Origin of the sequence: Allomuricauda sp. ANG21, assembly GCF_040705235.1 — a bacterium.
In the GTDB taxonomy this organism is placed as follows: Bacteria; Bacteroidota; Bacteroidia; order Flavobacteriales; family Flavobacteriaceae; genus Flagellimonas; species Flagellimonas marina.
The window spans coordinates 978,030-1,004,988 of the sequence record NZ_JBFCVT010000011.1 but is presented as its reverse complement, the minus strand read 5'-3'; the positions used below and the strand labels follow the sequence as shown (position 1 = coordinate 1,004,988).

Genomic DNA, 26,959 nt, shown 5'->3' with positions numbered 1-26,959 from the left:
TGCTAATTTTAGCAATGATACGCCCTTTTTGATGTAAATAGAGGGAGTGTTAATGATACCGGGAATGGACAAGACGATTAAATATATAGGCAAGCTACTGTCAGTTGCTATACTCGTAGGCCTTGTATTGGCCATCATCTTTATTGGGCTGGAAGCCCTTTCGGGAAAAGATGTGGCCTTTGATTCCAACCTTATGCGTGAGGTGGGATATTACATTTTCTACTCCATTGTACTTACGTTTTTGAACAGTTTCTATTATGACTATGTGAACCAAAAGGTTACATGGAAACGATATGCCAAATATCGGCTGGTCATTAGTGCTCTAGGGGGTGTTCTGGTTACCATGTTGGGGATTTTATGGATTAGAATTGTTGTAGGGTTGGGTTTTGAGGGAAAGGACTGGGATACCTTCGTAGCGGGTGAGGAACCTGCATTCTATGTGGTAGCCCTGTTAATTACCATGGTGGTCTCGGTATTTTTCCATGCTGTCTATTTCTATAAAAATTGGCAAGAAAAACGGGTAAAAGAGCAAAAAATCATTGCAGGCACCGCTTCGGCTAGGTTTGATGCGCTCAAGAACCAACTGGACCCCCATTTTTTATTCAATAGCTTAAATGTACTCACCAGTCTTATTGAAGAGGACCCAGACCAAGCCCAACGGTTCACAACTTCGCTGTCTAAAGTGTACCGGTATGTTCTGGAACAAAAGAACAAGGATTTGGTCACTGTTGATGAAGAGCTCAATTTTGCACGAACGTATGTGCGACTTTTAAAAATGCGGTTTGAGGATAGTATCATTTTTGAAATTCCGGAAAATTGCTCCCTCCCAGATGCCAAGATTGTTCCACTTTCTTTACAATTACTATTGGAAAATGCGGTGAAGCATAACGTAGTCACTGCATCTAAGCCCTTGCACATTAAAGTCTATGAGCAAGATGGAATGTTAGTGGTGAGCAACAATCTTCAGGAAAAGCAAGTGGTGAAGAAAAGCAGTGGAGTGGGACTGCAAAACATTAAACAGCGCTACAATATCTTAACAGATCGCGAGGTGGTCATCGAGAAATCTACGTTGGATTTTCGTGTGGCGCTGCCTATGCTCACCCAGCAAGTATCATCAGCGGTTAGCCAGAAGAGTTATATTGAGGAAAAGCGCTACGCTAAAGCCAGGGAACATGTAAAGGCTATTAAAGAATTCTACAGCAATTTAATAGCCTATTGCATAGTGATACCATTTTTATGGTGGATCAATTTAAAGACCACGGATTTTCTCTGGGCATTCTTCCCAACCATAGGTTGGGGTTTTGGAGTATTGGCACACGGTATGGAAGCTTTTGGGTACAACCCGTTGTGGGGCAAACGTTGGCAGGAACGAAAGATTCAGGAGCTTATGGACAATGAGGATTTTTGATTTTTCAGACTAGAGACTAGAGACTAGAGACTAGAGATTAGAGACCCACCTTTAACCCTTCATTATTGACCCAACTCCATTAACCCTTAACCCTTAACCCGCCAAGACAACTCATCCCTTAAATTCAACAGTTCGCGAAACTACTTTTCCCCATGCGCTATCATATTCCGAATTTTGAGTTGTAATCAAAAAACAAAATCCGGACACCATGAAAAGTGCAGACGAAATAAGATATAGTAAAGCAAAGAATAAGGTTGAAAGAATCAAATCCTTTTATTCGAGCTTGTTGGCCTATTGCGTTATCATCCCAATTTTGGCATACCTAAACTACAGGACCACCAGTTTTCCTTGGGTGGTGTTTCCAGCCGTAGGCTGGGGAATTGGACTTGTATTTCTTTGGATGTGTGCCAGAGGGTACAATCCCATTCTAGGTAAAGATTGGGAGGAGCGAAAAATCCAAGAACTAATGAACGATGAAAAATTTTAACAATACTTATATTTAAGTGTTCTATCAAAACCAGAAGACATGGAAAATTTAGATAAAGAAAGCAAATACATGAGAGCGAAGGAGCGGGTTGATGTACTTAAAAAATTCTACGCCAACCTGTGGTCTTATATACTGGTGATATCTGCCTTGGCATTGATCAATTACCTTACCAATGGATTTAGCTATATGTGGTTTCTATGGGCTGCATTTGGTTGGGGCATAGGCGTCTTTTTTCATGCCGTAGGTACTTTTAACTTAAATCCTTTCTTTGGGAAAGGTTGGGAGGAAAGAAAGATAAAGGAGTTTATGAAAGAAGATGAAGAAGCAAAAAAATGGAGGTAATCATGGAAAATTTGGAACAAGACAAATACAAAAGAGCCAAAAAGCGTGTGGAAGAAATAAAAGGGTTCTACATTCATCTGGCCATTTATACGGTAATCAATGCATTTATTTTGGTGAACATATACCTTCATTCCGATTACTTTTGGCAGTGGCCCCACTTTATTACTCCTTTTGCTTGGGGTATTGGTCTAGCGATGCACGGAGCAAAGGTATTTGGGTACAATCTGGTTTTTGGGAAAAACTGGGAAGAGCGTCAAATCCAAAAATATATTGACAAAGACAAGAAAGACGCAGATAAGTACGTGTAGAAATTGGATATGGAAAATCTAGAGAACAATAAATACAACAGAGCTTTGCAGCGGGTCAAGGAACTAAAGGATTTTTTCAGGCATCTAATGATTTTTTTCGCCGTAAACATCGTTTTGTATCTATTTAGATTTGGGGTGTTGCAGCCCTACCTGCCAGATGAATTTCAACTAAAACCTTACTATTTTACATGGGTGGACATCCATTTGGTGATATGGTTGGTTATTTTGGCGGTGCATACGGTCTATTTATTCCGATATAAATTCACCTTTTTGAGAAAATGGGAGGAGCGCCAAATCCAAAAGTATATGCAGAAAGACGAAGAGGAATTGAAAAAATACAAATAACCATGAAAAAGGAACCTATCACATACGAGAGGGCCAAAAAACGTGTATCGCAATTAAAGGCTTTTTACTCACACATTGCACTTTTCGTTGTACTTAGCACTATCATTATCATCATTAAAACAAGGATGTTGAATTTTATTGTGCAGCATACCCAAATTGCGGATGATCATTTTATGGAGTGGTTGGATTGGAATATTTTATCCATTCCCATTATATGGGGCGTTGTCTTGTTGGTTCATGGAATCTGTGTTTTTGGGTTACCTTTTTTAAAGAAATGGGAAGCAAGACAGGTTCAAAAATTTTTAGAGAACGAAGAAAGCACTTTCCGTAATTAATAAATTCTACCTGTAATGAACGTAATCATCATAGAGGATGAAAAACCAGCCGCAAGACGATTAAGCAGATTGTTGGCAGAACTGGGCGTTGAAGTGTCTACCATGTTGCACTCCGTGGACGAATCCATAGAGTGGTTCCAAAACAACCCACAGCCTGATCTTATTTTTTTGGACATTCAATTGTCAGATGGTCTATCTTTTGAAATTTTTGATGTTGTCGATGTAAAAAGTGCCATCATTTTCACTACCGCTTTTGACGAATATGCACTCCAGGCATTCAAGTTAAATAGCATTGATTATTTACTGAAACCCATCGATGATGAGGACCTTGAAAAGGCCGTTAAAAAATACCGAAATTTTAAACCGGAAAACCAAAAAATATCGGTCGATTTTAATGACATTAAAAAGCTCTTGGCGGACCCCTTGGATCGTGAGTACAAAAAAAGATTTACGGTGAAAGTGGGGCAGCATCTAAAAATTGTAAATGCAGATGATGTTGAATGTTTTTATTCCGAAAACAAGGGCACCTATGCGGCAACTTCGGAGGGAAGAAATTATTTGTTGGATACCACTTTGGAGCAGTTGGAGGAGGAACTTTCCCCAAAGGTCTTTTTTCGGGTGAGCCGAAAGTATTTTGTAAACGTTAGTCATATAAACGACATTATTTCCTACACTAATTCTAGGCTTCAAATTAAGATGAAGCGCTATAATGAACAAGAAATCATCGTGAGTCGGGAGCGGGTAAAAGACTTCAAGCTTTGGTTGGAATAAATATATTTAATGACATGAAAACCAAATCATAGAATAATTTTAAAACTCACTATAAATTTTTCTTATAGTGAGTTTTTTGGTTGAAAAAGGCTAATCTTCCTCAATACGATTATCATCAAAGGCGGATGGTAACAATTTTGGAATCAATTTGATAAAAATAGGCAATAAAACAGCTCCGCCCGGTAGCATAAATATGGCTAGGGAGGGGATACTTTTAAAAATATCCACCAATTGATTTTGAACCTTTTTCTTCTCTTTCGGGCTTAAATCTTTGACGGTGGATTTGGATAAGAGTGCCAAAAGTTCTCGACTTTCCATAAGCTCTTTTTTGAGTCTTTTGCTATTTCTGAGAATAAGTTTGCTCACATTTTTAGACATACCGTCATAGAACTGGGCGGCTAAATTTTTATCATTTAAATAGGCAATTTTGTCCTTATTGTTATCAAAGAATTTCTTTACAAAATTGAGCTCGGATTGCACCTCTTTTTCTGACTTACCAAGGTCTTTTCCAAGGCCGAAAATATAATCAGATTCAGTGTAGTCCAACGACTTGTCTTCCCAGATGGTCAAGCAGGCCATATCCAAAAAATAATCTTTTTCAATTTTGGTGAAATTCTTGCTGAACAAGTCACGATAGCTACCATCAAATTTGGCTTCATCCAAATCGACGTAGGTTAGGGAAGAGGCTAAAAGTTGCAACAATTTGGCATCTTTTTCATGGGTCTCTTTGGAGTTTAGGGCATGATATGCAATGTTGATGGTAACATATTCCAACAGCTGGGCATGCTCCATCATGGGTATTTTGTTTTGTAGATACACCCTAAAAATGAGCACATCAACATAAAGCAAGGAATTGGTTAGGCTATTTCCAAAGGCACGATTGAATGCATTCCCTCCCAAATAGATTCTGGAATCAATCAGTTTTTCCAATTGCGATTCCGTTTTGGAGCCACTCAAAATTTTACTGATAAAGGAAATTCGCCCTACTTCCAAGGCCTGATAATACTCGAAAATGGTATTGACGAATTCGGTAAAATTCGAATCTTTCTTTTCAAATTGAAAGGTAAAATAGAGTGCTGTGAGCAAATTGATCTTGGCAATTTCATCTTCACTGAGGGTATGCTCCACTTCAATAAAAGGAGCTATATCCAGATGCACCCCATACACAAAACCATTCCTTTTAAGCTCTTGGTACAAGCTCTCGAAATCAGAATAAATCTCGGTTTCCTTATCAACAAGGTGCCCAAACTTGTTGATCCATCCAGAAGCTGAAGGGTTCATTGTATCCTATTTGCAGGTCAAAGTAAAGCAAATTATGGGACTTTTTATGAACCATGATCAAAAGCCACATTATCGTTTCATTAAGAATTTTTTAACATTTTAAAACCAAACCGCTCTTTAGAAGGTTCCGTAGGTAGGGGTGTAGGAATCATTTAAAACAGATAAAATGAAAAAAACAACAAAGATCGCAATGGGATTGGGCGTATTGGCGCTTACAGTCATTGCATTGGTATCAGCAGATCACATTGATGCACCCTCAGCAGCAGGCTCCACAGCGGACATAGCTGATTTTTATGCCTTTGAGCCCAGCGAGGGCTCAGACAATACGGTATTTGTGGTGGATGTACAATCTGATGTGCTTCCCGAACTGGCCTATGGCTCTTTTGATGAAGATGTACTCACCGAGCTCAACATAGATTTAGATGGTGATTTGGTAGAAGACTTGGTGATTCAAGCTATCGCAAGAGATGATAGAATGTACTTTTTTGGACCAATCACGCCAGATCAAACCGGATTAAACAGTCAAGTACTTGTGGATTATCCATTGGGAGATGTGGAAATTTCAGGTTCAACTCCAATTGTAGAGACCACATCAGACGGAGTATCATTATTTGCAGGCCCCAGACAGGACCCTTTCTTTTTTGACTTTTTCCAGTTCAATGCGGTAATCTCTCCTGAAACAGATTCAGCTCCAGGTGGATTTCTTCCACCAGAAGAGGCAGCTGACACTTTTGATGGTGCAAATACCCTATCCATCATAGTAGAAATCCCCAATAGCATGTTAGGTACGCCTACAGCTACCAACGCCTTGGGACTTTCGGTGTACAAAACTTGGGTGACCACAAACAGAAAGCAATAAACCTCTAAAAAATAAAATAACATGAGACTAAAACATATAACATATTTAATGGCCTTGATGCTAACCATAGGTTTGGCAACAGGATGCAGCAATGATGATGGAACTCCAGATGGCATGGGCATGGATGATGACATGATGATGGATGATGACATGATGATGGACGATGATGACATGATGGGCATCGATTTTACTGGAACCTATGCGCAGGTTGATCATTTGGGTCGCCCGGGAATCAACACCACCCTAAGCTTTGACATGGAGGGTGAGCCCAGCGTAAAAGATGCGCACAACACCACTATTCCATCAGAGATGGGAACTACTTTTCAGGCTGGTTTTCAAGCCAGATTGGAACAGTATCATGATGTTTACGCCCTAAAATTGGGACTTGACCCAGCGGACGTCAATTATGAAAACAACATTCTGGGATTGGATGCAGCTACGCTCACCACAGTTTTGGCGGCCGATGTCTTGGAAGTAGCTCCAGATTTACCCACTACATACTTTGATCCAGGTACAGATTTTGACAATGACGGCAGAATTTTGGTGCCAGATGGTGATGAAGTGGCCCTTACTGGTAGACATCCCAACGATGACATTATCGACGTCTCGCTCATATTGTTCTTCGGTGGAGCAGAGGGCGACCGGTTTAGCGGTCAGGATTTGGATGATGATGGAATGGCAGATTTGCCAAGACTTACCTCAGATGGGGTTGGACTTACAGCAAACATTTCTACAACTTTCCCTTATTTGGGAGATCCTGAGTAATTGCTATGAAAGGGAGTGGGGAGAGGCTTGTCCTCTCCCTTTTTTAAAACAACAACATATAGTATTATGAACACACTAAAATTAAAATACACACTGCTTTTTTTGATGACAATTGTTTTGCTGTCATGTAAACAAGAAATGGGGTTTAAAACCAATCATGAAGATTATGATCGCTATTTGGCGGCTGAACCCGTAAAGACGACTTCGAAATATTATGAACTATGGGACTCAAAGATTAAATCAGATAGCTTGCAGTTGTTGAGCTTGGGTAACGTAGCCAGTGAGTACAATAGATTTTTTCAGGGAACTGGTGATATCAAATACTTAAAGATGGCAGAGCAATCACTGCAAAAGGCAGTAGATATTGCAGCCGTGGGAAAAGCTGGATATTATAGGGCTCTGGCACGAAATTACATTTCCCAGCATCGATTCAAGGAAGCCTTACAATTAGCTGAAAAGGCCAGAGAAATGGGAAGTGGGGTCAATGATACCCAAGCCCTCTTCTTTGATGTACATATGGAACTGGGCAACTATGAGAAAGCCCATGCCTATTTGGACAGTATTGGCAACATGTCAGACTTTGGATATTTAATACGGTTGGCAAAATGGAACGATCACAAAGGTGATTTGGATACCGCCATCCGTTTCATGGAAAAAGCAGCAGCAAAAGCAGAATCTTCCAAAAATAAGAGTATGCTCCTGTGGTCATATACCAACCTGGCTGATTTTTACGGTCATGCTGGTCGAATAGAAGATTCATATCAACTATACCTGAGGGCTTTGCAGTTAGACCCTCAAAATGCATATGCAAAGAAGGGAATCGCTTGGATTGTGTACTCCCATGAGCGTAATGGGGAAGAAGCTTTGCGGATTTTGGATTCAACTCTCATGAAACACCAGTCCCCAGACTATTATTTACTGAAAGCAGAGATTGCAGAATTTATAGGCAACGAAGTGCTAAAGCTTGAGGCATTGGACAATTACTACAAGAAGGTACAACGAAAAGATTATGGCGATATGTACAATGCGTACAACGTAGATTTTTACATTGATATGGAGGTACATGAAAAGGCAATGAAATTGGCCAAAAAGGAAGTTGAAAACAGACCTACTCCAGAATCCTACGGGCTATTGGCATACAGTTACTTTGCAAAAGGTGAAAAAGAAAAAGCACTGGAGATAGTTGAAAAGCACATCGCCGGAAAAACATTTGAGCCGGGGATACTTTCCAAAGCTGCCGAAATTTATAAAGCGAATGGCAACCGTGATAAGGTAAAGGAATTGAAACAAGAATTGGTAGGTGCCATCTATGAGTTGGGGCCGGTAATGGAACCCGAAATTTTAAGATTATAAAACCAATAGCATTCTAGATTGTTGAAAACAAAGCGGTGGTTCATGCTATTGCTTGGTTGTTGTTTTGGATACGCCATGGTTTTCCGTGGCGTATCTCATTTAATCTTCGAAGGTTTTTTCTGAAGTTTCTTCCTCCTCGTCATCATGCTGAAGAATTTCTATTCCCTTTTGGATGACCAAATTGGTGGGGATAGTAATTCTACGTCCATCATCTGTCCGCATAAAAAGATAGAAACCACTGATGTCTTCCACTTTTCCAGTCCAGTCAAAATCCTTATCCTGTACCCGTATGCGGTCTCCCAGTCGTAATGGGTGGCTAAAAAACAAGATCACACTGGCCGTTAAATTGGAAAGAATGGACCATTGTGCTACAAATCCTATGCCCACAAAAGCAAGGATAGAAGAAAGAAAAAGGGAAAATTCCTGTAAGTCTACGCCCCAAATCAAAGAAATTCCTACCAAAGCCATTCCATAGAACAAAAGGTTGCTCAGATAAAAAATAATCTTTCTACTGTTCATATCAATGGAACTGGTCCTGCCAAATCTTCGTATGGCCCTTTTGCTGAGCGTGTTAATGCCTATGATGACCATTAATAAAATTACGGTCACCAAAATCTCGGTTTTAAAGGACATTAGGTCTATCATTGGGAATACTTGGTAAATTTGAATTAACTTATACTCTAAACTACAAAGAACGTATTTACTTTTACTATAATGGCAACAGATTTCGAAAATAATACATGGGTCATTAACTATTCTTTTGACAACTATTACAACAAGAAGTTTTCTTTGGAAGATGACAGTACGCTTTCCAAAAAGGATAAGACCATTACGTGGATCAACACGTATGGGCTCGACTATATGGATGAGTTCAGGTCTATGGTCATTAGCAATGAATTAGATGATTTTTTGCTTCGACTGTTCGCTAATCAAAATTTGGGCAACAAGGTAATTGAATTGGAGGAACAGCTCTTTATCGCCGTTCGTATTTTAAAAACAGAAAACCACAATTTGGAGTCAGAGCAGATGTTCTTTGTGGTCGGCAAAGATTTTATATGGTGCATTCAAGAGAAATGGGGCGACCATTTTGACTGGATTCGAAACCGAATCTTTGAAAACAAGGGCATTATCCGTAAAAAACGGGCCGATTACTTACTCTACTTTATTTTAGAGACCATAATTTCTAATTACAAGGAGAAATACGAAGAGATTGTTCTCATGGAGAATATGTTGGACAGGGCCACCCAATTGGAGCCCACTCCTGAGTTTATGTTTGAGGTGGAACAGAACAAGGCCATGATTCATCAATTCAAGAAAGCGTCACATGGTCTTAGAGATATTGCAGTGCGATTGGAGCGTGTTGAGGTAAAGGGGTTTCATACCAAGTATTTTAGTGAAATTAGGGAGCAGGTCAATGGATTGACCAATGATATTGATTCGGATATCCAAGAACTGGAAAGCCAGATAAATCTCTTTTTCAGTATTCAGGGACACCGACTGAACGAGGTAATGAAAACGTTGACCATCTTCTCGGTAATATTTATACCCCTCACTTTTATGGCCGGTATCTACGGAATGAACTTTGAAAATATTCCAGAATTAAAATGGCACTATGGCTATTTTATCCTTTTAGGCTTGATGTTGGTGGTCACCTTGTTTTCCATTATTATTTTCAAAAGGAAAAAATGGTTCTGAAAAAGCTAGGTACATAGTTCTTAACTAAATATACACTATGCCCCCACGGCGCCCAAAGTGTACAATTGCTCTAGGGTAGGGGTCTCGCTTCCACCTTCGGGTTCCAAAGTAATTCCAAATGCCTCGGAAGCATTTGGGTTTTCCAGCGTATATAACTTAGTATCATCCGATGCCAAATCATCCAGTAATCCTAAACTGGTAGGGGTCAAAGGTTCCAACTCTAAGGACCAGACTTGGTAAGTGAATCCAGGTGGTGGGTCTGGCAGCCCTTGGGCATCTATGATGACCTTCTGTTCTTCTCGGTTCCAATAGGCTTTTGCATAGGAGTTTGGAGAGACGGTTTGGCCACCAAGTGCCACTACGGTAACATTTCTATCCCGAAGTTCCTGTAACAAATTTTCTTTATCGGCAACCTCATCACGGGTGTTGGAAATAATTTCCTCCAGACTTTCTATTTCCTGATTGGTGATTTCAATCTCAGATTTCAAGCTGGTGTTCTGCAGATACATCCAAAGTGTGCCCGCGGCAAACAAAACGGCAGCGGCCCAACCCAAATAACTGCCCCAGGGTGTTTTCTTTTCAGATGATGCAGGCATAAATGGAATCACATCATCCAATTCAGCCTTAATTTTTGAAAAAGCATTTTCGGGCATTTTCGGTGAGGCTGCCTTAGTAAGTTTCAGCATGGCAGCTTCTATGGCCTCGATCTCCTTTTTTATTTCAGGATATTCAATGGCATAATGCTGCACCTCCAAGTTTTGCTCGGGACTCAATGCCCCTGCCACGTAGAGTTCCAAAATTCCGGATGCTATGTACTTTTCTACTTCCATTCTTATGCCATGTTTTTCCGTATTTCGGAAATACAGCTTCGTATTCGTGTTTTAATGGTACCAATTGGAGTTTTCAATTCCTTGGCGGCCTCTTTTTGGGTATACCCTTTAAAATAAAGCATATCAATTAAAAGTATACACTTGTCCTTTAGCCCTTTGAGCAAGGACTGAAGCCCAATAGTATCAATTTTTCCATTTAGGTCTTCGCTATTTTCATAAATACCTACGAGAGAATCAACAGCTAGGTTTTTCTTTTGGTTTTTATGGGATTTTGAACGCAGTTCATCGATCGCAGTATTGCGCGCAATATTCAATATCCAAGTGAAAAATCGGCCTTTGGAGGCATCATATTGGTCAGACTTGCTCCAAACCTTCATAAACACATCCTGACAAAGTTCTTGTGAACGTTCTGGGTCTTTGAGGATTACGTTGATGACCCCACAAATATTTTCCGCATACATATTGTACAACGTCTCAAACGCGACCTTATCCTTCTCTTGAAATTGTTGTATGAGGTTATCTAGATGCATAGCAATTGAGCTAAAGATATAAAAAATAGAGTTGCTTCTTGATTTTTATGGGTTTGGGACAAAAGAATGAAAGGAGATGTCTTTTGGCATTGTGATTCTTGATTTTAATAGGGTTGCAATGGCATGTAGTGAGTAGGCCATGCGTAACCTTAAAAAATAGAAAAGTTTACATTGCGAATCACTCGATATTGATTCCCTTCATCACCAATTCTTTCCATTGGGGATGTCGTTTTAAATAAACTGCTACAAATGGACATAAGGGAATCAAGGTCCAATCCTGTGCTTTAATATGCTCCAAAGTCTGTTTGATCAATTCGGAACCAATACCCTTGCCTTCATAAGAAGCTGGGACTTCGGTATGGGTTAGGTAGATTTTTTCTTTGGCTTTGATGTATTCAATCTTTGCGATGGCGTCACCCAAATCAAATTGAAATTGTTTGGCATCTACATTATCAACCAGTTTATATTGCTTTTCCATACTACTGTATCCGGTTTTCAGTATAACTCAATGCTCCAGAGGGACATTTGGACACCTGTTCCTTTAATTCCTCGGTAGTGGCATTTTCAACCTTTATCCAAGGCCGTTCCTTAGGGTTGTAGACCTTTGGGAGCATTTTTACGCAAATGCCTGCGTGCTCGCACAGTTCGGGCTTCCAGATTACGCTGATTTCATCATTGGAATAGCTCTTCTCTTTCATAAAATCCGTTTTGAGGTAAGTGAAAAATAAAAAGCTGCCCTTTCGGACAGCTTTCAATACTATTTATTGAATGATTCCAGTACAGGAAATCCGGGCACCAGCGGCACCACTGGGCTGTGAGGTAAAATCATCCACACCTTGGTGAACAATTACGGCTTTGCCCAGAATATTCTTGGTCTCGTCATCACAGCCAATGCACCACTCGTCAGTTTTAAACTCAACAGTGGCATTTCCATCCGCATCCGCAGTGAAATTACCGATATCTCCTTTGTGATACCCTTCTTCAGCCCCCCATTTACCATGCGGTTGGAAAGTTGGGTTCCAGTGTCCACCGGTAGAAGTACCATCCGCTGCGGAACAATCAGCTTTTTCGTGAAGGTGGATAGCGTGTTCGCCTTCGGAAAGGCCTGAAAAAACGGCTTTCATTGCTACTTCTCCATCTCCGGTGAAAGTAACCTCTCCACTAACTCCACTATCGCTTTTGGGTTCCATTGTAAAGGTAATGACCGTTGGCTCTGCTTTTTCAGCCATTTGGTCAACAGCTTCCTCTATCTCTTCGGAAGTTTCTTCCGCTTCTTTTTTTGCTTGCTTACAGCTAAAGGCAGTAACCAAAACCAACCCAAGTGCAAGTGCTTGTAATTTTTTCATCGTAAGTATTTTTAGGTTTAATCTAAGGTACTTAATATTTGGAGTGATGTCAATAATTTAGACCATCAATCCAACTTTTTGATTTTTATTTAGGACCATACGATTTTTTGAGTTGAATCGTTATTAAAATATATCCAGTTTCTATAACCCTAAAGCACAATAAATTGACGCATTTAGCCTCAAACTATATCAACTTTATGATTTATTGCAAAAAGCGAAAATCTTTTTGTAAAGGCTACCGTCGGTTAAAACAAAATAAATTAAAGGGGTATATCAATCAAAAGGATTACGTAAAGTCTTTACGTAAAATATACAATGCCACCATTGAGTTGGAATTGGATTATTTTGATATCCGCCACATGCGACTTTAAAATTTAGTCACTATCCCCGTTGTTCTTTTTGAAGAGCCCCCTTAAATCAGGATTATAAAAGAGCCCGATTTGAAATCGGTCATAAACGGCATTGGTAAATTGATTTCGCAAATACCCCACTTGAACACTACTGTTCCCCGATATGTTTATGCCAAGAGCACCATAAAGTCGGTTTTGACCGAACAAATCATCCTGCAGATTAATGAACAACTCGTCATAAAAATTCAAGAAAAACGTATCGGTCAAGGGCAAGGTCAGTTGAATGCGGTAACGCGCTCGATGCTGGGTATCTGTGGCATCACCGAAATCGAGGAAGCGTTGTTCCAATCGGTAACGATGCTCAAAGAGAAATTCCCAGACCTTGTTTTTTAGAATAAACTGCTGAAAAATCCGGTGTTCCTTACTATTGACTTCATCAGGAAATTCCTCAAATGTACCATCTGTTGAAATAAAGGCATACCCTCCAGTGGCAATGGCATTGGGATTGATATGGTAATTAAGTCCGGTTCTGAGCAAGAGTTGGTTAAAATTGCTGGCGGTCTCATAATACCGAAACTGTGCCTCGGTGTGAATACTGAACCGTTCCGCAATTTTATTGGCGCCAAAGTACATATACCAAGCTCCCATTTCATCTTCTCCATTGTTTTGTGCATTTCCAATGGTAACAATCAACACGACCAAAAGGGTCGTTACTCTTTTTGATATTCTATTCATTAATCTAAACTAAAGGTTTCGGTTTCTTTGAAAGGGGACAAATCCAACGATTCTATGGACTCCCGATAGGGCTTCCATTTCTCACTAAAGAACAAATTGGTTTTGGCCAAGGCGTTTTTTAATTCCTCCTCAGCAAACTCCACTAATCTGGTTTCTGTACTGGTAATCCCTGTTTTCCTTGAATTAACGTAGGATTCAGCCGTATTTAAACGCAACACAACCGAAGGTTCTGGGTTTCGGGTAATGCCTTGGCGTTTGTCCTCTTTTCCAAGATACAGGGCTATCACAGAATCGATTTGTTTGGCTATGGTTTTGGAAGCCTCAATCTGTTCTTTGAATTTTTCTTTGTCCAAGTTTTTAAGTTCATTTTGATACTTTTCAGCTAGATTTTTGCTTTCCACCAACTGCTCAACGGCATTTGCGGCGGTCTGGGTGTGCTTTTCCAACCGTTTGCCCAAAGCGTACACTTCATTGATCGATGCCATTGAGGTGTTTAACCTAGGGTCTGTTTTAACGGTTATTGAAGTGGAGTCAGATGTTTCCCCATAGTTGATTTTTACTTTGTAAGTGCCTGGTTTTACATTGATTCCTCCAGACTCTGTTTTGCTTTTTGAGATGGTCCGTGATGGCGAATCGGGACCTTTTTCATCCAAATTCCAATACACCCTATGAAAACCAGGCTTTTCAGGGGTCTTGTATTTTAGGGTTCGAATCAATCTATCCCTATCGTAAAATTCAAAGAAGATGGAATCTTTGGTTTTTTCCTTTGATTTTTCTTCCGTTTTAGAGGCTTCATCACTTTCCTCTTTCTTCTCAGGTTCTGTGTCTTTTTTGTTTCCTTCTTTCAAGTAATAGGTAATCATAGCACCAGAATCCCTGTTCTCCCCGTTGTAGAGGGCATCACCTCCAAAGCGACTTCCTGTGGGCTGTTGATAGGCGGCCAAATAGGCATCGGGACTTTTAAAAAGAGCTACCTCTTTTTGCAAAATACTGGTGTTGCCGGCCAATTCACGAAGTGGGCGAATATCATCCAGTACCCAAGCAGCCCTTCCGAAAGTTCCTATGACCAAATCCTGTTCTCTGGGATGAATGGCCAAATCCTTGGTGGATACCGTTGGGAAGTCTTTGTTCCATTTTTGCCATTGAGTTCCAGCATCCAAAGAAACATAAAGGCCATCGTCCGTTCCCAAAAACATCAAATTTGGATTTTTTGGGTCTTCTATGATTGAAAGGGTATAGCTCTCCACATCGTTTTGGTCAACAATTCTGGTCCAAGTCTTTCCATAATCTTTGGTTCGATAGGCGTAGGGCGTATAATTAAACCTTCGGTAATCATTGGCGATCAATAACGCTTCACCCTTATTGTTATGGGATGCTTTGATCTGAGGTATCCAGCTGCCTTTTGGCAAACCTTTTATGTTATTGGTTACCTCGGTCCATGAAGCTCCACCATTTTGGGTATAATGTACACGGCCATCATCGGTTCCTACCCATAGCATATCCTTTTCAACCAGGGAAGGTTCAATGACAATGATGGTGCAATGATTTTCAGCTCCAGTGGCATCCATGGTGAGCCCACCGCTTTCACTTTGTTTTTGTTTTTCAGGGTCATTAGTCGTTAAATCTGGAGAAATCACTTCCCAAGTCAGACCTTTATCGGTTGATTTATGTACAAACTGACTTCCAAAATAAACCGTACTGTTGTCAAAAGGGTCTTGTCCAATGGCCGCATTCCAGTTGAAGCGAAGCATGGTATCCGGGTCTGGCGGGGTAGGTCGAACGGTGTAGTTGTTCCCTGTTATCCAATCGTATCGGCTCACATAACCTTGCTGGCTCATGGCATAGCCAAATTGACTATCATCTAGGTCGGGAACTACATCAAAACCATCGCCAAAGGCAATTTCTTGCCAATAGCTGTTTCGTATACCCTGCGCTTTCCAGACGTAAGCAGGTCCGCGCCAAGAACCATTGTCTTGCATGCCACCATACACATTGTACGGAAATTCGTTGTCGGTACTGATATGATAAAATTGAGCCACCGGTAAATTCCCAATAAAACGCCAAGTTTTGCCTCCATTTTTGGTAATGTTGAGCCCACCATCGTTCCCATCCAACATAAATTGACCATTCTCTGGGTGAATCCACCACGCGTGATGGTCTGGGTGGACACCATTGCTTACGCCATAAGCTGGCATCAATTGGGTAAAGTTTTTACCACCATCCTCAGAGACATTAATGTAGGTGAAAACAGAGTAGACTCTATTTTCATTTTGGGGGTCAACATATATTTCGGAATAATAAAAGGGACGGTTGCCGATATCATTCTTATCATTGATTTTCTCCCATTTAAATCCACCGTCGGTTGATTTGTAAAGGGCATTTTTCTTTGCTTCGACCAAAGCGTAGACAATATTGGGTTTGTTCCGGGCGATGGCGACACCAATTCGTCCCAGCTCACCTTTGGGCAATCCGTCTTCTTCGGTAATTTTTTTCCAGCTAGTACCACCATCATGGGTCATGTACAATCCGCTGCCTTCCCCACCGGACTTAAAGAACCATGGGTCGCGTTTGTGTTCCCACATGGCTGCAATTAATTTATTGGTATTGGTAGGATCCATGACCAAATCGGCTACACCAGTTTTGCTATTGACGAACAATACCTTTTCCCAGGTCTTTCCACCATCTGTGGTCTTAAAAACACCGCGTTCTGGGTGTTCACCCCATGGTGAACCGATAGCACCCACATAAACCACATCTGGATTGGTGGGGTCTATAATGACCCGATGGATGTGTCGGGTTTTTTCCAATCCCATGGATGTCCAGGTTTTACCACCATCCAAGGATTTGTAGACACCGTATCCACCATTGAGACTATTTCTGGGATTGCCTTCACCCGTTCCCACCCAAATAACGGAGGGATTGGATTGTTGAATAGCCACAGCTCCAATGGAGGCAGTTACTTCATTGTCAAAAATAGGTTCCCATTTAATGCCACCAGATGTGGATTTCCACAATCCTCCAGAAGCAGTACCCACATACATGACATCTGGGTTGCTATGAAGTACATCGATAGCGGTAACACGCCCGCTCATTCCGGCAGGACCGATGTTTCTGGGTTTTAGGTCTTGGAGCAAGTCCATTGAAAATTCTTGGGAAAATAGGGATACCGATGCGAGAAGCATCAGCAGGAAAAGAGGCTTTTTCATTCTTAGCGTTAATTAGTCGCCTAAAGATACCAAAAACCGAAAGTGGATTTCTTAAAGGGATGTTAACTCAAGGGCGATGGACGTATTTAAGAACTGAATAATATTAGGATTAACAGTTTTGTTAAAAGGGCATTCTCATCTTTGGTTTCTGTATTTTACATTTTGGGCGGCCAAGTCCACGATTTCTTGAATTCGTTTTTGTCGGGTTTCTTCCCGTTTGGCCTGATTTAGCCAATAGAGATAACTTTTCCGCTGTCCATGGGTGAAATTTTCAAAGTTTTCAAGCGCGGTTTTATCCGCTTTCAATGCTTTTTGGAGTTCTTTAGGGACCACCCCGTTTTCCACGTCGTCCAATGCCTCCCATGAACCGTTCTTCTTGGCCACCTTTATGGCTTCCAGTCCACTTTTGTGCATTAATCCATTGGATTTCAATTCTTTGATATGCTCCTTGTTGACCTTGCTCCAAACGCTTTTGGGTTTTCTGGGGCAGAAGTATTGCCGTCGTTTGCCATTGCCCAAGCTTTTTACCGTGCTATCTATCCAGCCATAGCATAAGGCTACACGTACGGCTTCTTCCCATCGCATACTTTCTTTGTGATGCTCCACCTTATAAAAAATAAGATGTATACCATTAGAAGTATCGTGGTTTTCATGGAGCCACTCGCGCCATTCTTCATCATTTTTAAAGTAATGTTCGGGAAGATGGTCCAAATCAGATTTTTTCGGTTTCTATCAAAAAGTTTTTATCAAATTTCAGCTTGTCATTTGCCAGTTTTTCGGTTTTCCATTCGGAATTGGGAAAAAGCCAATGTTGCTTTTCGCCAAGAAAGACACGAATGGGCATATCAAAATCCTCAACAACATCCACATAGCGATAGGTGATGGTGTCACCTTCCAGTTTATATTCCAATTTGGGAATCATAACGGTCCTAAGATATTGGTTGAAGAAGGCCGTTAAGTCCTTTCCTGTTTTTTCACTGAGATAATCTTCTATTTGTTTTGTGGTCACTGTTTGGTGATAAAAATCAGCGTTCAACCCGCGAAGAATAGTGCGCCATAAATCGTCATCTTCAATTAATTGTCGCAGCGTATGTAGGATGTTGGCCCCCTTGTAGTACATGTCCCCAGAACCACTGGTGTTTACATCATAAGGTCCAATAATGGGAATATCGTTTTGTATGTTGGCTTTGGTTCCTACAACATATTCAGATGAGGCTATTGTACCAAAATGATAATCTAGGTATAGGTTTTCGGAATACGCTGTGAACCCTTCGTGAATCCACATGTCTGCAATGTCTTTATAGGTAATGTTGTTGGCAAACCACTCATGACCTGCTTCATGGATGATGATAAAATCAAATTTTAAGCCCCAACCGGTGCCTGACAAGTCCCTTCCCAAATAACCGTTGGTATATTGGTTTCCGTAAGTAACGGAACTTTGGTGCTCCATACCCAAATAGGGAACTTCCACTAGTTTGAACCCATCTTCATAAAAGGGATAGGGGCCAAACCAATGCTCAAAAGCTTGAAGCATCATAGGTACTTGAACAAACTGCTCCTTTGCTTTTTCAAGATTTTCAGGAAGCACGTAGTAATCTAGATCTAACATTCCCTTTTCACCTTCATACTTTTCACCAAAATGAACATAGTTGCCTATATTCACATTTACGCCATAGTTGTTGATGGGATTGGCCACGAACCAGTGATAGGTTCTGTAATCTCCATGTTCATCCACACCTTCCAATTTTCCGTTGGAAACATCCATTAGATCTTTGGGAACCGTTACGTTGATGCGCATGCTGTCCACCTCATCGTACATGTGGTCTTTATTGGGCCACCAAACACTGGCGCCAAGTCCTTGGCAGGATGTGGCCACAAAAGGATTACCTTTAGCGTCTTTTTTCCATGAAAAACCGCCATCCCAAGGTGCCCTAACTGCTTTTTTGGGATTGCCTGAATATTCAATCTTGATTTCATTGAATTCTCCGGGTACCTGGTTTTTTTTTAATTTGATAAAATGGGCAGCGCCTTCGGAGGTGAATTTCAATTTTTTGCCATCTTGGGTCACGGAAGTGATTTGCATTGGTTCTTGTAAATCAATCTGAAGCACATCTGACGCCTCCAGTACCTCATATCGAACCACATTATGCCCAGAAATGAACTCTTTTTCGGGTTCTACCTTTACATGAAGATCGTAATAGTTCAAATCCCACCATTCCCGTTCTGGGGTGATACTTCCTCTAAGCGTATCTTGGCGTGTAAAGCTTTGGGCTGATAGGGTGCATAGCCCAAGCACAAATGCAACTAGCGTAAACTGTTTCTTCATATATAATCAATTAGACTTCTCGACTGCGCTCAAAGTGACAAATTATCTAAAAACTTTGTTTGGAAACACCACTGGACTTTCATGTCCGTCTTTGCCAACGGCAGCTACCCCAAAGAAAAAATTATCAATGACAATGCCCTCTAAAGTATGTTCGGTAACATCGCCCACATACCTAAAATTATCCCAAGTAGGGGAGGTGGTGTCCCTCCAATAAATCTTATATCCCATGGTACCATCTACTTTACTCCATCTAAGTTTGGCATTAGGTTCAACAATACCGCCAATTTCAACAGTTTCTGGAGCAGGGGGAGCCCACGCTATGGACGCAAGTGAAATAGCATTTACAGAAGTAAGTTTTTTGGCATATTCAAAGTTTACATGTTCAAGTACATCACCATAAGCAATACCGTCCTCCACCCGAATGTCCTGATGTTGTTGGGTATAGTTCTCATGGGCTTCCATGATGCGAATACCAGCAAACCCTGCATCATTGAAGGGTCTGTGATGTCCACCACGGCCAAAACGGTCTAAACGATAAATGAGCATGGGATTCATTTCTGGCATGTAGGTTTTGGTAGTTTTGTAAACATAGCGTGCCAATTGCCGGGAAATACCATCTACCTCACCGCCATAAAACCGACGAGCATTCCGTTCTTCTTCGGTTTCGGTGGGGGGAACAGGTTCCGAAAAAATACGGAAGTCGCGATTGCTTACCACACCATCAACCCCGGTAATGTTTCCAATCATATCGTTGTTGAGGATACCAACAATATCCCAGTTGTTTTTTTTGGCATAGGCTGCCAATCCTTTACCGCCATATAGTCCTTGTTCTTCTCCTGAAAGGCCCACAAAGATAATGCTGCTTTCAAAATCATATTTGGAAAGAACACGTGCGGCTTCAATAGTACCAGCCATGCCACTGGCGTTGTCGTTTGCTCCGGGAGAGTCCGAAGTGAAATTTGTGGGGTCGCTCACCCTAGAATCGATATCCCCACTCATGATGATAAACCGGTTTGGATACTTGGAGCCACGTTTAATGGCAACTACATTCACAATCCAAACATCCTTAACGATTCGGTCGTTGTCCCCTTTTTTGATGAAATCCTTTTGATAGAAGACCTCCAAACAGTTGTTGCAAGCTTTGGAAATGGTTTCAAATTCCGATTTTATCCAACGCCGAGCAGCACCAATACCACGGGTTTGGGAGATAGTATCGCTTAAGGTGTGCCGTGTGCCAAAACTGACCAATTTGGTCACATCATTTTCAATGCGCTCAGCAGAAACGGAATTGATGATATCATATAAACGCGTATCAGTTTGCGCAGTAAGGACCGATATGCTTAGAACGCTAAATAGCAGTACGTAAAACTTTTTCATGGGTATGATTTATTTTCCGATGAGCTCAATGAACAACCCATCAGGGTCTTGAATTAGTATAAAGTTTCTGCCATCTGGCAGTTGTATGGGTGTATCGCCCAGGGTTTCAATGTTGTTATCTTTGATTCGCTGCAAAACTTCAGCCGTGGACTTTAGATAAATGGTTATGTAACGCACACCGTTTTTGTCCTGGATAACCTTACCGGATTCCTCTTTTGGATTGCCAAACGACGCCAACTTGAATTCCGTGGAGTGGGGTTCATCCAAGAGTTTTAAGATTTTGACATCATATGGAGTTCCACCGGTCAAACCTGATTTTTCACCAAAAGATCCATCGATACTGAAACCTCCGGTTTCGACCATACCGATGATATTGGTATAAAAATCGTAGGACGCATCCATATCTGATGCAATCATGGCTATGGAAATGGAAGGATTGTCAACCTCGTTTTGTGCTTGGCATAAACTTAGCGTACACAGCAAAAAAACAAGAGTAGTGAAGAGACGTTTCATTATAGAATTAGTTGAGAAATATTAGTCCGCATGAAAGTAGCAAAAAAGGGTCAAAATAAAAACCAATAGGGCAATTGGAACTACCCCTTAATTTATGAATGTCACCTTCACAATTTCACCATTTTGCACCTCATAAACGGCCACAGCACTGATTTTTGAACCATTTACAGTAACATACTCTTCATCAATGACCTTATTGCCAATAACGATCCTGTTTTTGATTTCACAATACAGGTCTGGGGTATTTTCAAAAAAAGTCTTGTAGTGTTCCCGCATTTTGCTTTTTCCTTCAATGTGGAGCTTATTGGGAAAATTGTAGAGTTTGATATTCTCTGAATAGGTATCCATAAAGGCGTCAATATCACGGGTGTTGTAGGCTTCCAATTGTTTTTGGACAACGGCCTCGGAATCGTTGGTGGGGTTTGTAGGGAAAATAAAGGACATGGATTGGATGATTCCTTTTTTGACGTCATAAATGGCCACCTGATGCCCTTCCCGACCATCAACTAGGGTCTCTTCTTCATCAATAACATAGTTCCCCAAAACAATTCGTTTTATAACTTTGACCGAAGTGTTTTTGGTGTTCTGGAAGAAACGTTCGTAGCTGTCCATCATCTTTTCCTTACCCAAATACATGGTGTCTGTTGGAAATCGTGTGGCCAATACGTTGTCGGCATAGCAGGAGAGAAACCCTTCCAAATCACGTTTGTTGAAGGTTTCCACCTGTTTTTGTACAATGGCCTGTGGCGATTCTTCGGCAACAAAAGCCAAGCGATTTCCACTGGGATTCAAGACTATCCGCGATATTTTATATACTTGGTCTTTATTAAAAACATGAAAATTGTTCCAATTGCTATCCCTTTCAGAATGATACATGGCGATTCTATTATTGTCAGGAACCAAAATAGTTCTGTCTGGCAACCATGCCATATCCTCGATTGGAAAATAAGCGTTAAGGATTGTGTCTATTTCATTGGTCGATACATTTAATGATTTAATTTGCCATAGTCCTTTTTCAGATAATTCTTTACCTATAAAACTTATCAAATCTGTTCCGGGAATTTTATGCAAAGAACGCCCCACATTTTTTTGAACGGTGCGATTTGAACCGTCTTCAAAATTGGTGACGACCAAATCCATTCTATTTTCAACCAAAACGGAGGAAACCAAAACATCGTCGTTGTACCAAACGTGATAGCCAATTTTTAAATCGCTCAAAAGTTCTGAATCTCCAGTGGCAATATCATATTCGTAAAGTCTTTGTAACCCATTCATATCCAATCGAATAGCAGAAACGTTAGCGGAACCTGGGATACGTAAGGGTGAATATTCACTTCCAGTGGGCGTATTACTAATCCATTTGGTGGTGCTTCCCTTTGTAATGTTAAACTGTTTTATATCCGTCTGACCTGTTCGAGTTGATGAAAAAAGTACCGTGTCATCATCCCAGAAGGAGGGCTGGTTATCATACCCATCGTTATTGGAGATGTTCTTAGGGTTGGATAAAATTGGACTCCCATTCTCTAAGGATAGGTCAAAAAGATAGACCTCCGTATTGGCTTGACCGTGTAAAACAGATACGGCCAAAAAACATAAATGAATGAATAATCGGTGCATCATGGTTTTGCAAACCGTTTTAAAAGTTCCCGTACCCGTTTGGTGTTTTCAACATGGTATTTGGCTTTGGTTTTCTTGAGTCCAACCTTTACCGTTACTGCAGAATCTGGTAGGTCTTGGAACATAAACTCATCGGTCCAATCATCGCCAATGGCAAATACAAAGTCGTAATCATCTTCGCCCAACATTCGAGTGGCAGCCCTTCCTTTGTTCACATTGCTGCTTTTTACCTCCATGACCTTGTTGCCATTAAGCACGCTAATATCGTCATTACCTATTAAACTGGTCAATACCGTATTTAATTCCGTAGCTCTTTTTTCGCCAAAATCTGGGTCGGTGTTTCTATAATGCCACGCCAAGGAGTAATTTTTTTCCTCAATAAAAGAGCCTGGTGTCCGGTCCACAAAAGATTCCAGAACGGGACGAATTTTGTCCATCCACTGTCCTTTCACCTTTTCCAACATCTTAAATTCCTCTCCATTTCTTGAAATCCATACCCCATGTTCCACGATCATATTGTATTTTTTTGGGAGGAACCATCGGCTAAAAGTCTGTTTGTCCCTGCCACTTATTAAAAACAGGGTGGTGTTTTCTTGACTGTTCAATTGATCTAAAAGATCATATAATTCATCATCGGGAGATGCTTTTTGTGGGTCTTTGTGAAAACCAGAAAGCGTACCATCATAATCAAGGAATAAAAGCCGTTTGGTTGCAGCGGAATATTTCTTCAGGATTGTGTTCAAACGGTCATCTGTCATTTTTTGGGAGATAAAAGCATGCCCCAATTCAGGTTTCTGGTTTAGGGCATTCATAAATTCATTGGCCCAAACCTCAACGTTGTAGCGCTCCAATCGATTTTGCAAAAAGGTGTTTCGCGATATTTGTTCCTCGGTAGGCATGGTGATTGCTTTCTGCAATGTATCCGCCTGTTCCTCAAAATTGTTGGGGTTTATTAAGAGTGCTTCGTTCATTTCATAGGCTGAACCGGCCATTTCACTCAAAATCAGGACTCCGGTTTTGTCCGTTCGTGTGGCTATGTATTCCTTGGCCACCAAGTTCATACCATCACGAAGTGGCGTCAACCAAGCAATATCACTGTTGGTATATAGGTCAATGAGGTTTTCAAACGGCATGGAGCGGTAAAAATACCAGATGGGTGTCCAGTTTACCGTAGAGAATTCTCCATTTATTCGTCCCACCAATTCATCAATCTCCCTTTTAAGAAGCTGGTATTGAGGCACATTTGATCTTGATGGAACAGCAAGAATGATTAATCGAACCTTTTCTTTATATTCGGGGTATTTGTTCAGAAAGTATTCAAAAGCATTGAGTCGTTTTGCTATTCCTTTACTGTAGTCCAATCTATCAATGGAGAGAATGAGTTTGGTATCTGGGGCAGAAGCTTTGTGACTGTCCAATCGCTTTTGAAGATCACTTTGCTCTCCTTCGTTGTTTTGCTGATGGGACTTTGCGGCATTTTTAAATTTTTTGTAATCGATTCCCATGGGAAAAGAATCAACCTTTATGACCCTATTCTCCATAAAAATCTCATTGAAGCTTACTTCCAATCCCAAGAGCCTTCGGACCGAACTTAAAAAATGTCGTTCATAATCGTAGGTGTGAAAACCAATAAGGTCGGATCCCAGTAATCCCTCTAAAATTTCTTCACGCCATGGAAGCGTTCTAAAAATTTCATAAGAAGGAAAGGGAATGTGCAAAAAGAACCCGATGGTGGTGTTCGGACGTTTCTCTCGAACCATTTGTGGCACCAACATCAATTGGTAATCATGTACCCAAATGGTATCATCTTCACCTGAGTTTTCAATTATGGCATCTGCAAACTTTTGGTTTACCGATTTGTAGGTGTTCCAAAAATCCAGTTCAAACTCGGAGTACTCCAAAAAATAATGAAAAAGGGGCCAGACCGTCCTATTGCTGAATCCGAAGTAAAAACCATCAATTTCTTGGGCATTGAGCCTCACCTTGGAGCAACCATTTTTTTTGAGGGCCTTATCAATATCATTCTCAAGTTCCGGAGGAATATCCTCATCAGTCAGTCCGGACCATCCTATCCATAAACTTTCACCACCACTGTGTACTGATTTCATGCCTGTGGCCAACCCGCCCACACTTGGCACTGCATTGATGCCTCCATTATTAATTTGTAATTGAACGGGTAGTCGATTTGAGATTATGATAGTTTTGCCCATAAAAGGATGCTTTTTGTCAGTATTACTATTTTGTTTCTTTAAATTTCGGGAAATTCGAGCGTAAAACCAATTCGTACGAACCCTTTTGAGGATAATTGATCTATGGACAACCTGAATTACGGAATTATTGGAAATTGTAGAACCGCCGCCTTGATTTCAAAAGCAGGGTCATTGGATTGGTGCTGTCTGCCCCAATTCGACTCAACCTCTGTATTCGCAAAGATTTTGGATGAGCAAAAAGGAGGAAGTTTTGAATTCATTTTGGATGATGGATATGATGTTGAACAAAAATATCATCCCAACACAGCTATTTTGATTACTCGTTTTTCCAATGGTAAGGATATTTTTGAAGTGCATGATTTTATGCCCAGGCACCACAAGCTGAATAATGGGAAATATAATGCTCCGCCAGAAATCGTTAGGTATATCAAATATGTGTCTGGAAAACCCAAGTTTCGAGTAAAGTATGACCCAAAGCTTGAATATGGGCTTGGGCAGACCAAGCATTATGTAAAAAAGGACTTCATTGCCAGTTTAACTCATAAGCAGAAGTACGACACGCTTTTTCTCTACACCTCTTTTAACAAAAATGCCGTTATGGAGGGAAATGAGATAACCCTTACTCAAGATGGCTACTTTTTAATTTGCTACAACGAAAAAATATTGAAGGCCACTACGGATAAAATGGCCCTTGAACTTGAACGCACCAAGGTGTATTGGTTGGATTGGGTGGACAAGACCCCAACCTATCACAAGTTTGGCGAGCAAATTATTCGAAGCGCCATTACCCTAAAGTTATTGACCTTTGATAAGACTGGTGCCGTGTTGGCGGCGGCCACCACCTCACTGCCAGAGACCATTGGCGAGGTCCGCAACTGGGATTATCGTTTTTGCTGGATTAGGGATGCTTCCATGGTGATAAAGGTGGTATCTGAGCTGGGCCACAAGAATTCCGCTAAAAGGTACCTGCAGTTTATTATTGATTTGATGCCAGATAAGGATGAAAAACTCCAAATCATGTATGGTATCAATAAAGAAAAGACCCTTACTGAGAAAACACTAGATCATTTGGATGGGTATCAAGGCTCAAAACCTGTGCGTATTGGAAATGCGGCCTACAAGCAACGACAAAATGATATTTATGGCATTTTGATGGATGTTATCTATGAGCAGTTAATGAAATTCACCAATGATATTGAAAATGGCGAAGAGCTTTGGAGCATTACCAAAGGTATTGTTTGGATTGTAGGCAAGCACTGGAGGGAGCCAGATAAAGGAATTTGGGAATTCCGTGGGGAGGACAAGCATTTTACTTTCTCCAAAGTACTGTGTTGGGTGGCTTTAGATCGCGCTATTAAAGTGGCGAGAATTTTTGGGAAGACCCATAAAATCTCAAAGTGGACTGCTTTGGAGCAGGAAATCAAAGAAGATATCCACCATAATGCTTGGAACAGTGATATCAATGCGTTTGTACAGTCGTATGGTTCGCGTCATTTGGATGCCTCGGTACTACTGATGGAGTCCTACGGATTTATACATGCGAGAGATCCTAAATATGTAAGTACTGTACGTGCCATAGAAGAGGGTTTAAGTAATGATGGATTGCTCTATCGCTATAAAAATGAAGATGATTTTGGATTGCCATCATCTTCATTTACTATTTGCACCTTTTGGTTCATAAACAGTCTCTTTAAAATAGGGGAAGAAGAAAAAGCTTTGGAACACTTTGAGAAGTTGTTGGGCTATAGCAACCATCTGGGCCTTTTTAGCGAGGACATTGATTTTAAGTCCAAACGATTGTTGGGTAACTTCCCCCAGGCTTATTCTCACTTGGCACTGATTGAGTGTGCCATTAACTTCTCGCGCAAACAACGTGAGGAGCGTATTTTGGAATCTATAGGCTGATTAAGGTTCAATAAAGCAAAATATGCCACCTCGATCGCAGTCGAGAGGTCTCCAAAATCTGAAAT

General features: G+C 40.9%; 27 protein-coding genes. 12 read left to right on the top strand and 15 right to left on the bottom strand.

What is annotated here, in order from left to right:
- Window positions 1-64: 64 nt before the first annotated feature.
- The 7 genes from AB1A65_RS13390 to AB1A65_RS13360 all read left to right on the top strand — a co-directional run bounded on the left by AB1A65_RS13390 (window position 65) and on the right by AB1A65_RS13360 (window position 3,996).
- On the top strand, window positions 65-1,408 hold the full coding sequence (locus AB1A65_RS13390; RefSeq protein WP_366590030.1) for a 2TM domain-containing protein: 1,344 nt from the start codon (window positions 65-67) through the stop codon (window positions 1,406-1,408).
- Window positions 1,409-1,616: 208 nt separating this feature from the next.
- On the top strand, window positions 1,617-1,895 hold the full coding sequence (locus tag AB1A65_RS13385; RefSeq protein WP_366590028.1) for a 2TM domain-containing protein: 279 nt from the start codon (window positions 1,617-1,619) through the stop codon (window positions 1,893-1,895).
- A gap of 39 nt (window positions 1,896-1,934) precedes the next feature.
- Window positions 1,935-2,237 carry a 2TM domain-containing protein gene (locus tag AB1A65_RS13380; RefSeq protein ID WP_366590026.1) on the top strand — a complete coding sequence of 101 codons (303 nt, stop codon included), beginning with the start codon at window positions 1,935-1,937 and terminating at the stop codon, window positions 2,235-2,237.
- 2 nt (window positions 2,238-2,239) lie between these two features.
- On the top strand, window positions 2,240-2,545 hold the full coding sequence (locus AB1A65_RS13375; RefSeq protein ID WP_366590024.1) for a 2TM domain-containing protein: 306 nt from the start codon (window positions 2,240-2,242) through the stop codon (window positions 2,543-2,545).
- Window positions 2,546-2,554: 9 nt separating this feature from the next.
- Window positions 2,555-2,890: a 2TM domain-containing protein gene (locus AB1A65_RS13370; RefSeq protein WP_366590022.1), complete on the top strand. Its 336-nt coding sequence runs from the start codon at window positions 2,555-2,557 to the stop codon at window positions 2,888-2,890.
- A 2-nt stretch (window positions 2,891-2,892) separates the two neighbouring features.
- Entirely contained in the window at window positions 2,893-3,225 is a 333-nt protein-coding gene (locus AB1A65_RS13365; protein WP_366590019.1) for a 2TM domain-containing protein, read from the top strand.
- Window positions 3,226-3,240: 15 nt separating this feature from the next.
- Window positions 3,241-3,996: a LytTR family DNA-binding domain-containing protein gene (locus AB1A65_RS13360; protein WP_366590016.1), complete on the top strand. Its 756-nt coding sequence runs from the start codon at window positions 3,241-3,243 to the stop codon at window positions 3,994-3,996.
- Window positions 3,997-4,086: 90 nt separating this feature from the next.
- Here AB1A65_RS13360 and AB1A65_RS13355 read toward each other — a convergent pair whose 3' ends face one another.
- Window positions 4,087-5,277 (bottom strand): LETM1-related biofilm-associated protein, encoded by a 1,191-nt coding sequence (locus AB1A65_RS13355; RefSeq protein WP_366590013.1) that lies wholly within the window; start codon window positions 5,275-5,277, stop codon window positions 4,087-4,089.
- A 166-nt stretch (window positions 5,278-5,443) separates the two neighbouring features.
- Between AB1A65_RS13355 and AB1A65_RS13350 the strand changes: the two genes are divergently transcribed.
- From AB1A65_RS13350 to AB1A65_RS13340, 3 genes are all read left to right on the top strand, one after another.
- Window positions 5,444-6,136 carry a DUF4331 family protein gene (locus tag AB1A65_RS13350; RefSeq protein ID WP_366590010.1) on the top strand — a complete coding sequence of 231 codons (693 nt, stop codon included), beginning with the start codon at window positions 5,444-5,446 and terminating at the stop codon, window positions 6,134-6,136.
- A 21-nt stretch (window positions 6,137-6,157) separates the two neighbouring features.
- Window positions 6,158-6,901: a hypothetical protein gene (locus tag AB1A65_RS13345; RefSeq protein WP_366590007.1), complete on the top strand. Its 744-nt coding sequence runs from the start codon at window positions 6,158-6,160 to the stop codon at window positions 6,899-6,901.
- A 66-nt stretch (window positions 6,902-6,967) separates the two neighbouring features.
- Window positions 6,968-8,254 carry a tetratricopeptide repeat protein gene (locus AB1A65_RS13340; protein WP_366590005.1) on the top strand — a complete coding sequence of 429 codons (1,287 nt, stop codon included), beginning with the start codon at window positions 6,968-6,970 and terminating at the stop codon, window positions 8,252-8,254.
- A 99-nt stretch (window positions 8,255-8,353) separates the two neighbouring features.
- On the opposite strand, the gene AB1A65_RS13335 is transcribed toward AB1A65_RS13340, so the two are convergent.
- Window positions 8,354-8,899, bottom strand: coding sequence for a mechanosensitive ion channel family protein (locus tag AB1A65_RS13335; protein ID WP_366590001.1), 546 nt, complete (start codon window positions 8,897-8,899; stop codon window positions 8,354-8,356).
- A 69-nt stretch (window positions 8,900-8,968) separates the two neighbouring features.
- Here AB1A65_RS13335 and AB1A65_RS13330 point away from each other — a divergent pair, with 69 nt between their 5' ends.
- On the top strand, window positions 8,969-9,949 hold the full coding sequence (locus AB1A65_RS13330; RefSeq protein WP_366589998.1) for a magnesium and cobalt transport protein CorA: 981 nt from the start codon (window positions 8,969-8,971) through the stop codon (window positions 9,947-9,949).
- 35 nt (window positions 9,950-9,984) lie between these two features.
- On the opposite strand, the gene AB1A65_RS13325 is transcribed toward AB1A65_RS13330, so the two are convergent.
- The 13 genes from AB1A65_RS13325 to AB1A65_RS13265 form a co-directional block, all read right to left on the bottom strand.
- A complete protein-coding gene (locus AB1A65_RS13325) occupies window positions 9,985-10,779 on the bottom strand; it encodes an anti-sigma factor (RefSeq protein WP_366589996.1) in 795 nt (264 codons plus the stop codon).
- A 2-nt stretch (window positions 10,780-10,781) separates the two neighbouring features.
- On the bottom strand, window positions 10,782-11,309 hold the full coding sequence (locus AB1A65_RS13320) for a sigma-70 family RNA polymerase sigma factor (RefSeq protein WP_366589994.1): 528 nt from the start codon (window positions 11,307-11,309) through the stop codon (window positions 10,782-10,784).
- A 178-nt stretch (window positions 11,310-11,487) separates the two neighbouring features.
- The gene (locus AB1A65_RS13315; RefSeq protein ID WP_366589992.1) at window positions 11,488-11,787 is read right to left on the bottom strand and encodes a GNAT family N-acetyltransferase; all 300 of its coding nucleotides are present in this window, start codon (window positions 11,785-11,787) and stop codon (window positions 11,488-11,490) included.
- Between the two features lies 1 nt (window position 11,788).
- Window positions 11,789-12,007 carry a (4Fe-4S)-binding protein gene (locus AB1A65_RS13310; RefSeq protein WP_366589990.1) on the bottom strand — a complete coding sequence of 73 codons (219 nt, stop codon included), beginning with the start codon at window positions 12,005-12,007 and terminating at the stop codon, window positions 11,789-11,791.
- Window positions 12,008-12,070: 63 nt separating this feature from the next.
- Window positions 12,071-12,655, bottom strand: a complete 585-nt coding sequence (locus AB1A65_RS13305) for a superoxide dismutase family protein (protein ID WP_366589988.1) — start codon at window positions 12,653-12,655, stop codon at window positions 12,071-12,073.
- 374 nt (window positions 12,656-13,029) lie between these two features.
- Window positions 13,030-13,740, bottom strand: a complete 711-nt coding sequence (locus AB1A65_RS13300; RefSeq protein ID WP_366589985.1) for a DUF2490 domain-containing protein — start codon at window positions 13,738-13,740, stop codon at window positions 13,030-13,032.
- Complete coding sequence (locus AB1A65_RS13295; protein ID WP_366589983.1) at window positions 13,740-16,946, bottom strand: hypothetical protein; 3,207 nt, start codon at window positions 16,944-16,946, stop codon at window positions 13,740-13,742. Before AB1A65_RS13295 ends, AB1A65_RS13300 begins: the two co-directional genes overlap by 1 nt.
- A 135-nt stretch (window positions 16,947-17,081) precedes the next feature.
- Window positions 17,082-17,657, bottom strand: a complete 576-nt coding sequence (locus tag AB1A65_RS13290; RefSeq protein WP_366589981.1) for a YdeI/OmpD-associated family protein — start codon at window positions 17,655-17,657, stop codon at window positions 17,082-17,084.
- Between the two features lies 1 nt (window position 17,658).
- Window positions 17,659-19,272 carry a M1 family metallopeptidase gene (locus tag AB1A65_RS13285; RefSeq protein WP_366589979.1) on the bottom strand — a complete coding sequence of 538 codons (1,614 nt, stop codon included), beginning with the start codon at window positions 19,270-19,272 and terminating at the stop codon, window positions 17,659-17,661.
- A 42-nt stretch (window positions 19,273-19,314) separates the two neighbouring features.
- Entirely contained in the window at window positions 19,315-20,649 is a 1,335-nt protein-coding gene (locus AB1A65_RS13280; RefSeq protein ID WP_366589977.1) for a M28 family metallopeptidase, read from the bottom strand.
- A 9-nt stretch (window positions 20,650-20,658) separates the two neighbouring features.
- On the bottom strand, window positions 20,659-21,162 hold the full coding sequence (locus AB1A65_RS13275; protein WP_366589975.1) for a VOC family protein: 504 nt from the start codon (window positions 21,160-21,162) through the stop codon (window positions 20,659-20,661).
- Window positions 21,163-21,249: 87 nt separating this feature from the next.
- Window positions 21,250-22,782, bottom strand: a complete 1,533-nt coding sequence (locus AB1A65_RS13270) for a nuclear transport factor 2 family protein (protein WP_366589973.1) — start codon at window positions 22,780-22,782, stop codon at window positions 21,250-21,252.
- Complete coding sequence (locus AB1A65_RS13265) at window positions 22,779-24,989, bottom strand: bifunctional alpha,alpha-trehalose-phosphate synthase (UDP-forming)/trehalose-phosphatase (protein WP_366589970.1); 2,211 nt, start codon at window positions 24,987-24,989, stop codon at window positions 22,779-22,781. The genes AB1A65_RS13270 and AB1A65_RS13265 overlap by 4 nt, the downstream gene beginning before the upstream one ends.
- A 102-nt stretch (window positions 24,990-25,091) precedes the next feature.
- Here AB1A65_RS13265 and AB1A65_RS13260 point away from each other — a divergent pair, with 102 nt between their 5' ends.
- Window positions 25,092-26,894, top strand: coding sequence for a glycoside hydrolase family 15 protein (locus AB1A65_RS13260; protein WP_366589968.1), 1,803 nt, complete (start codon window positions 25,092-25,094; stop codon window positions 26,892-26,894).
- Window positions 26,895-26,959: the final 65 nt, after the last annotated feature.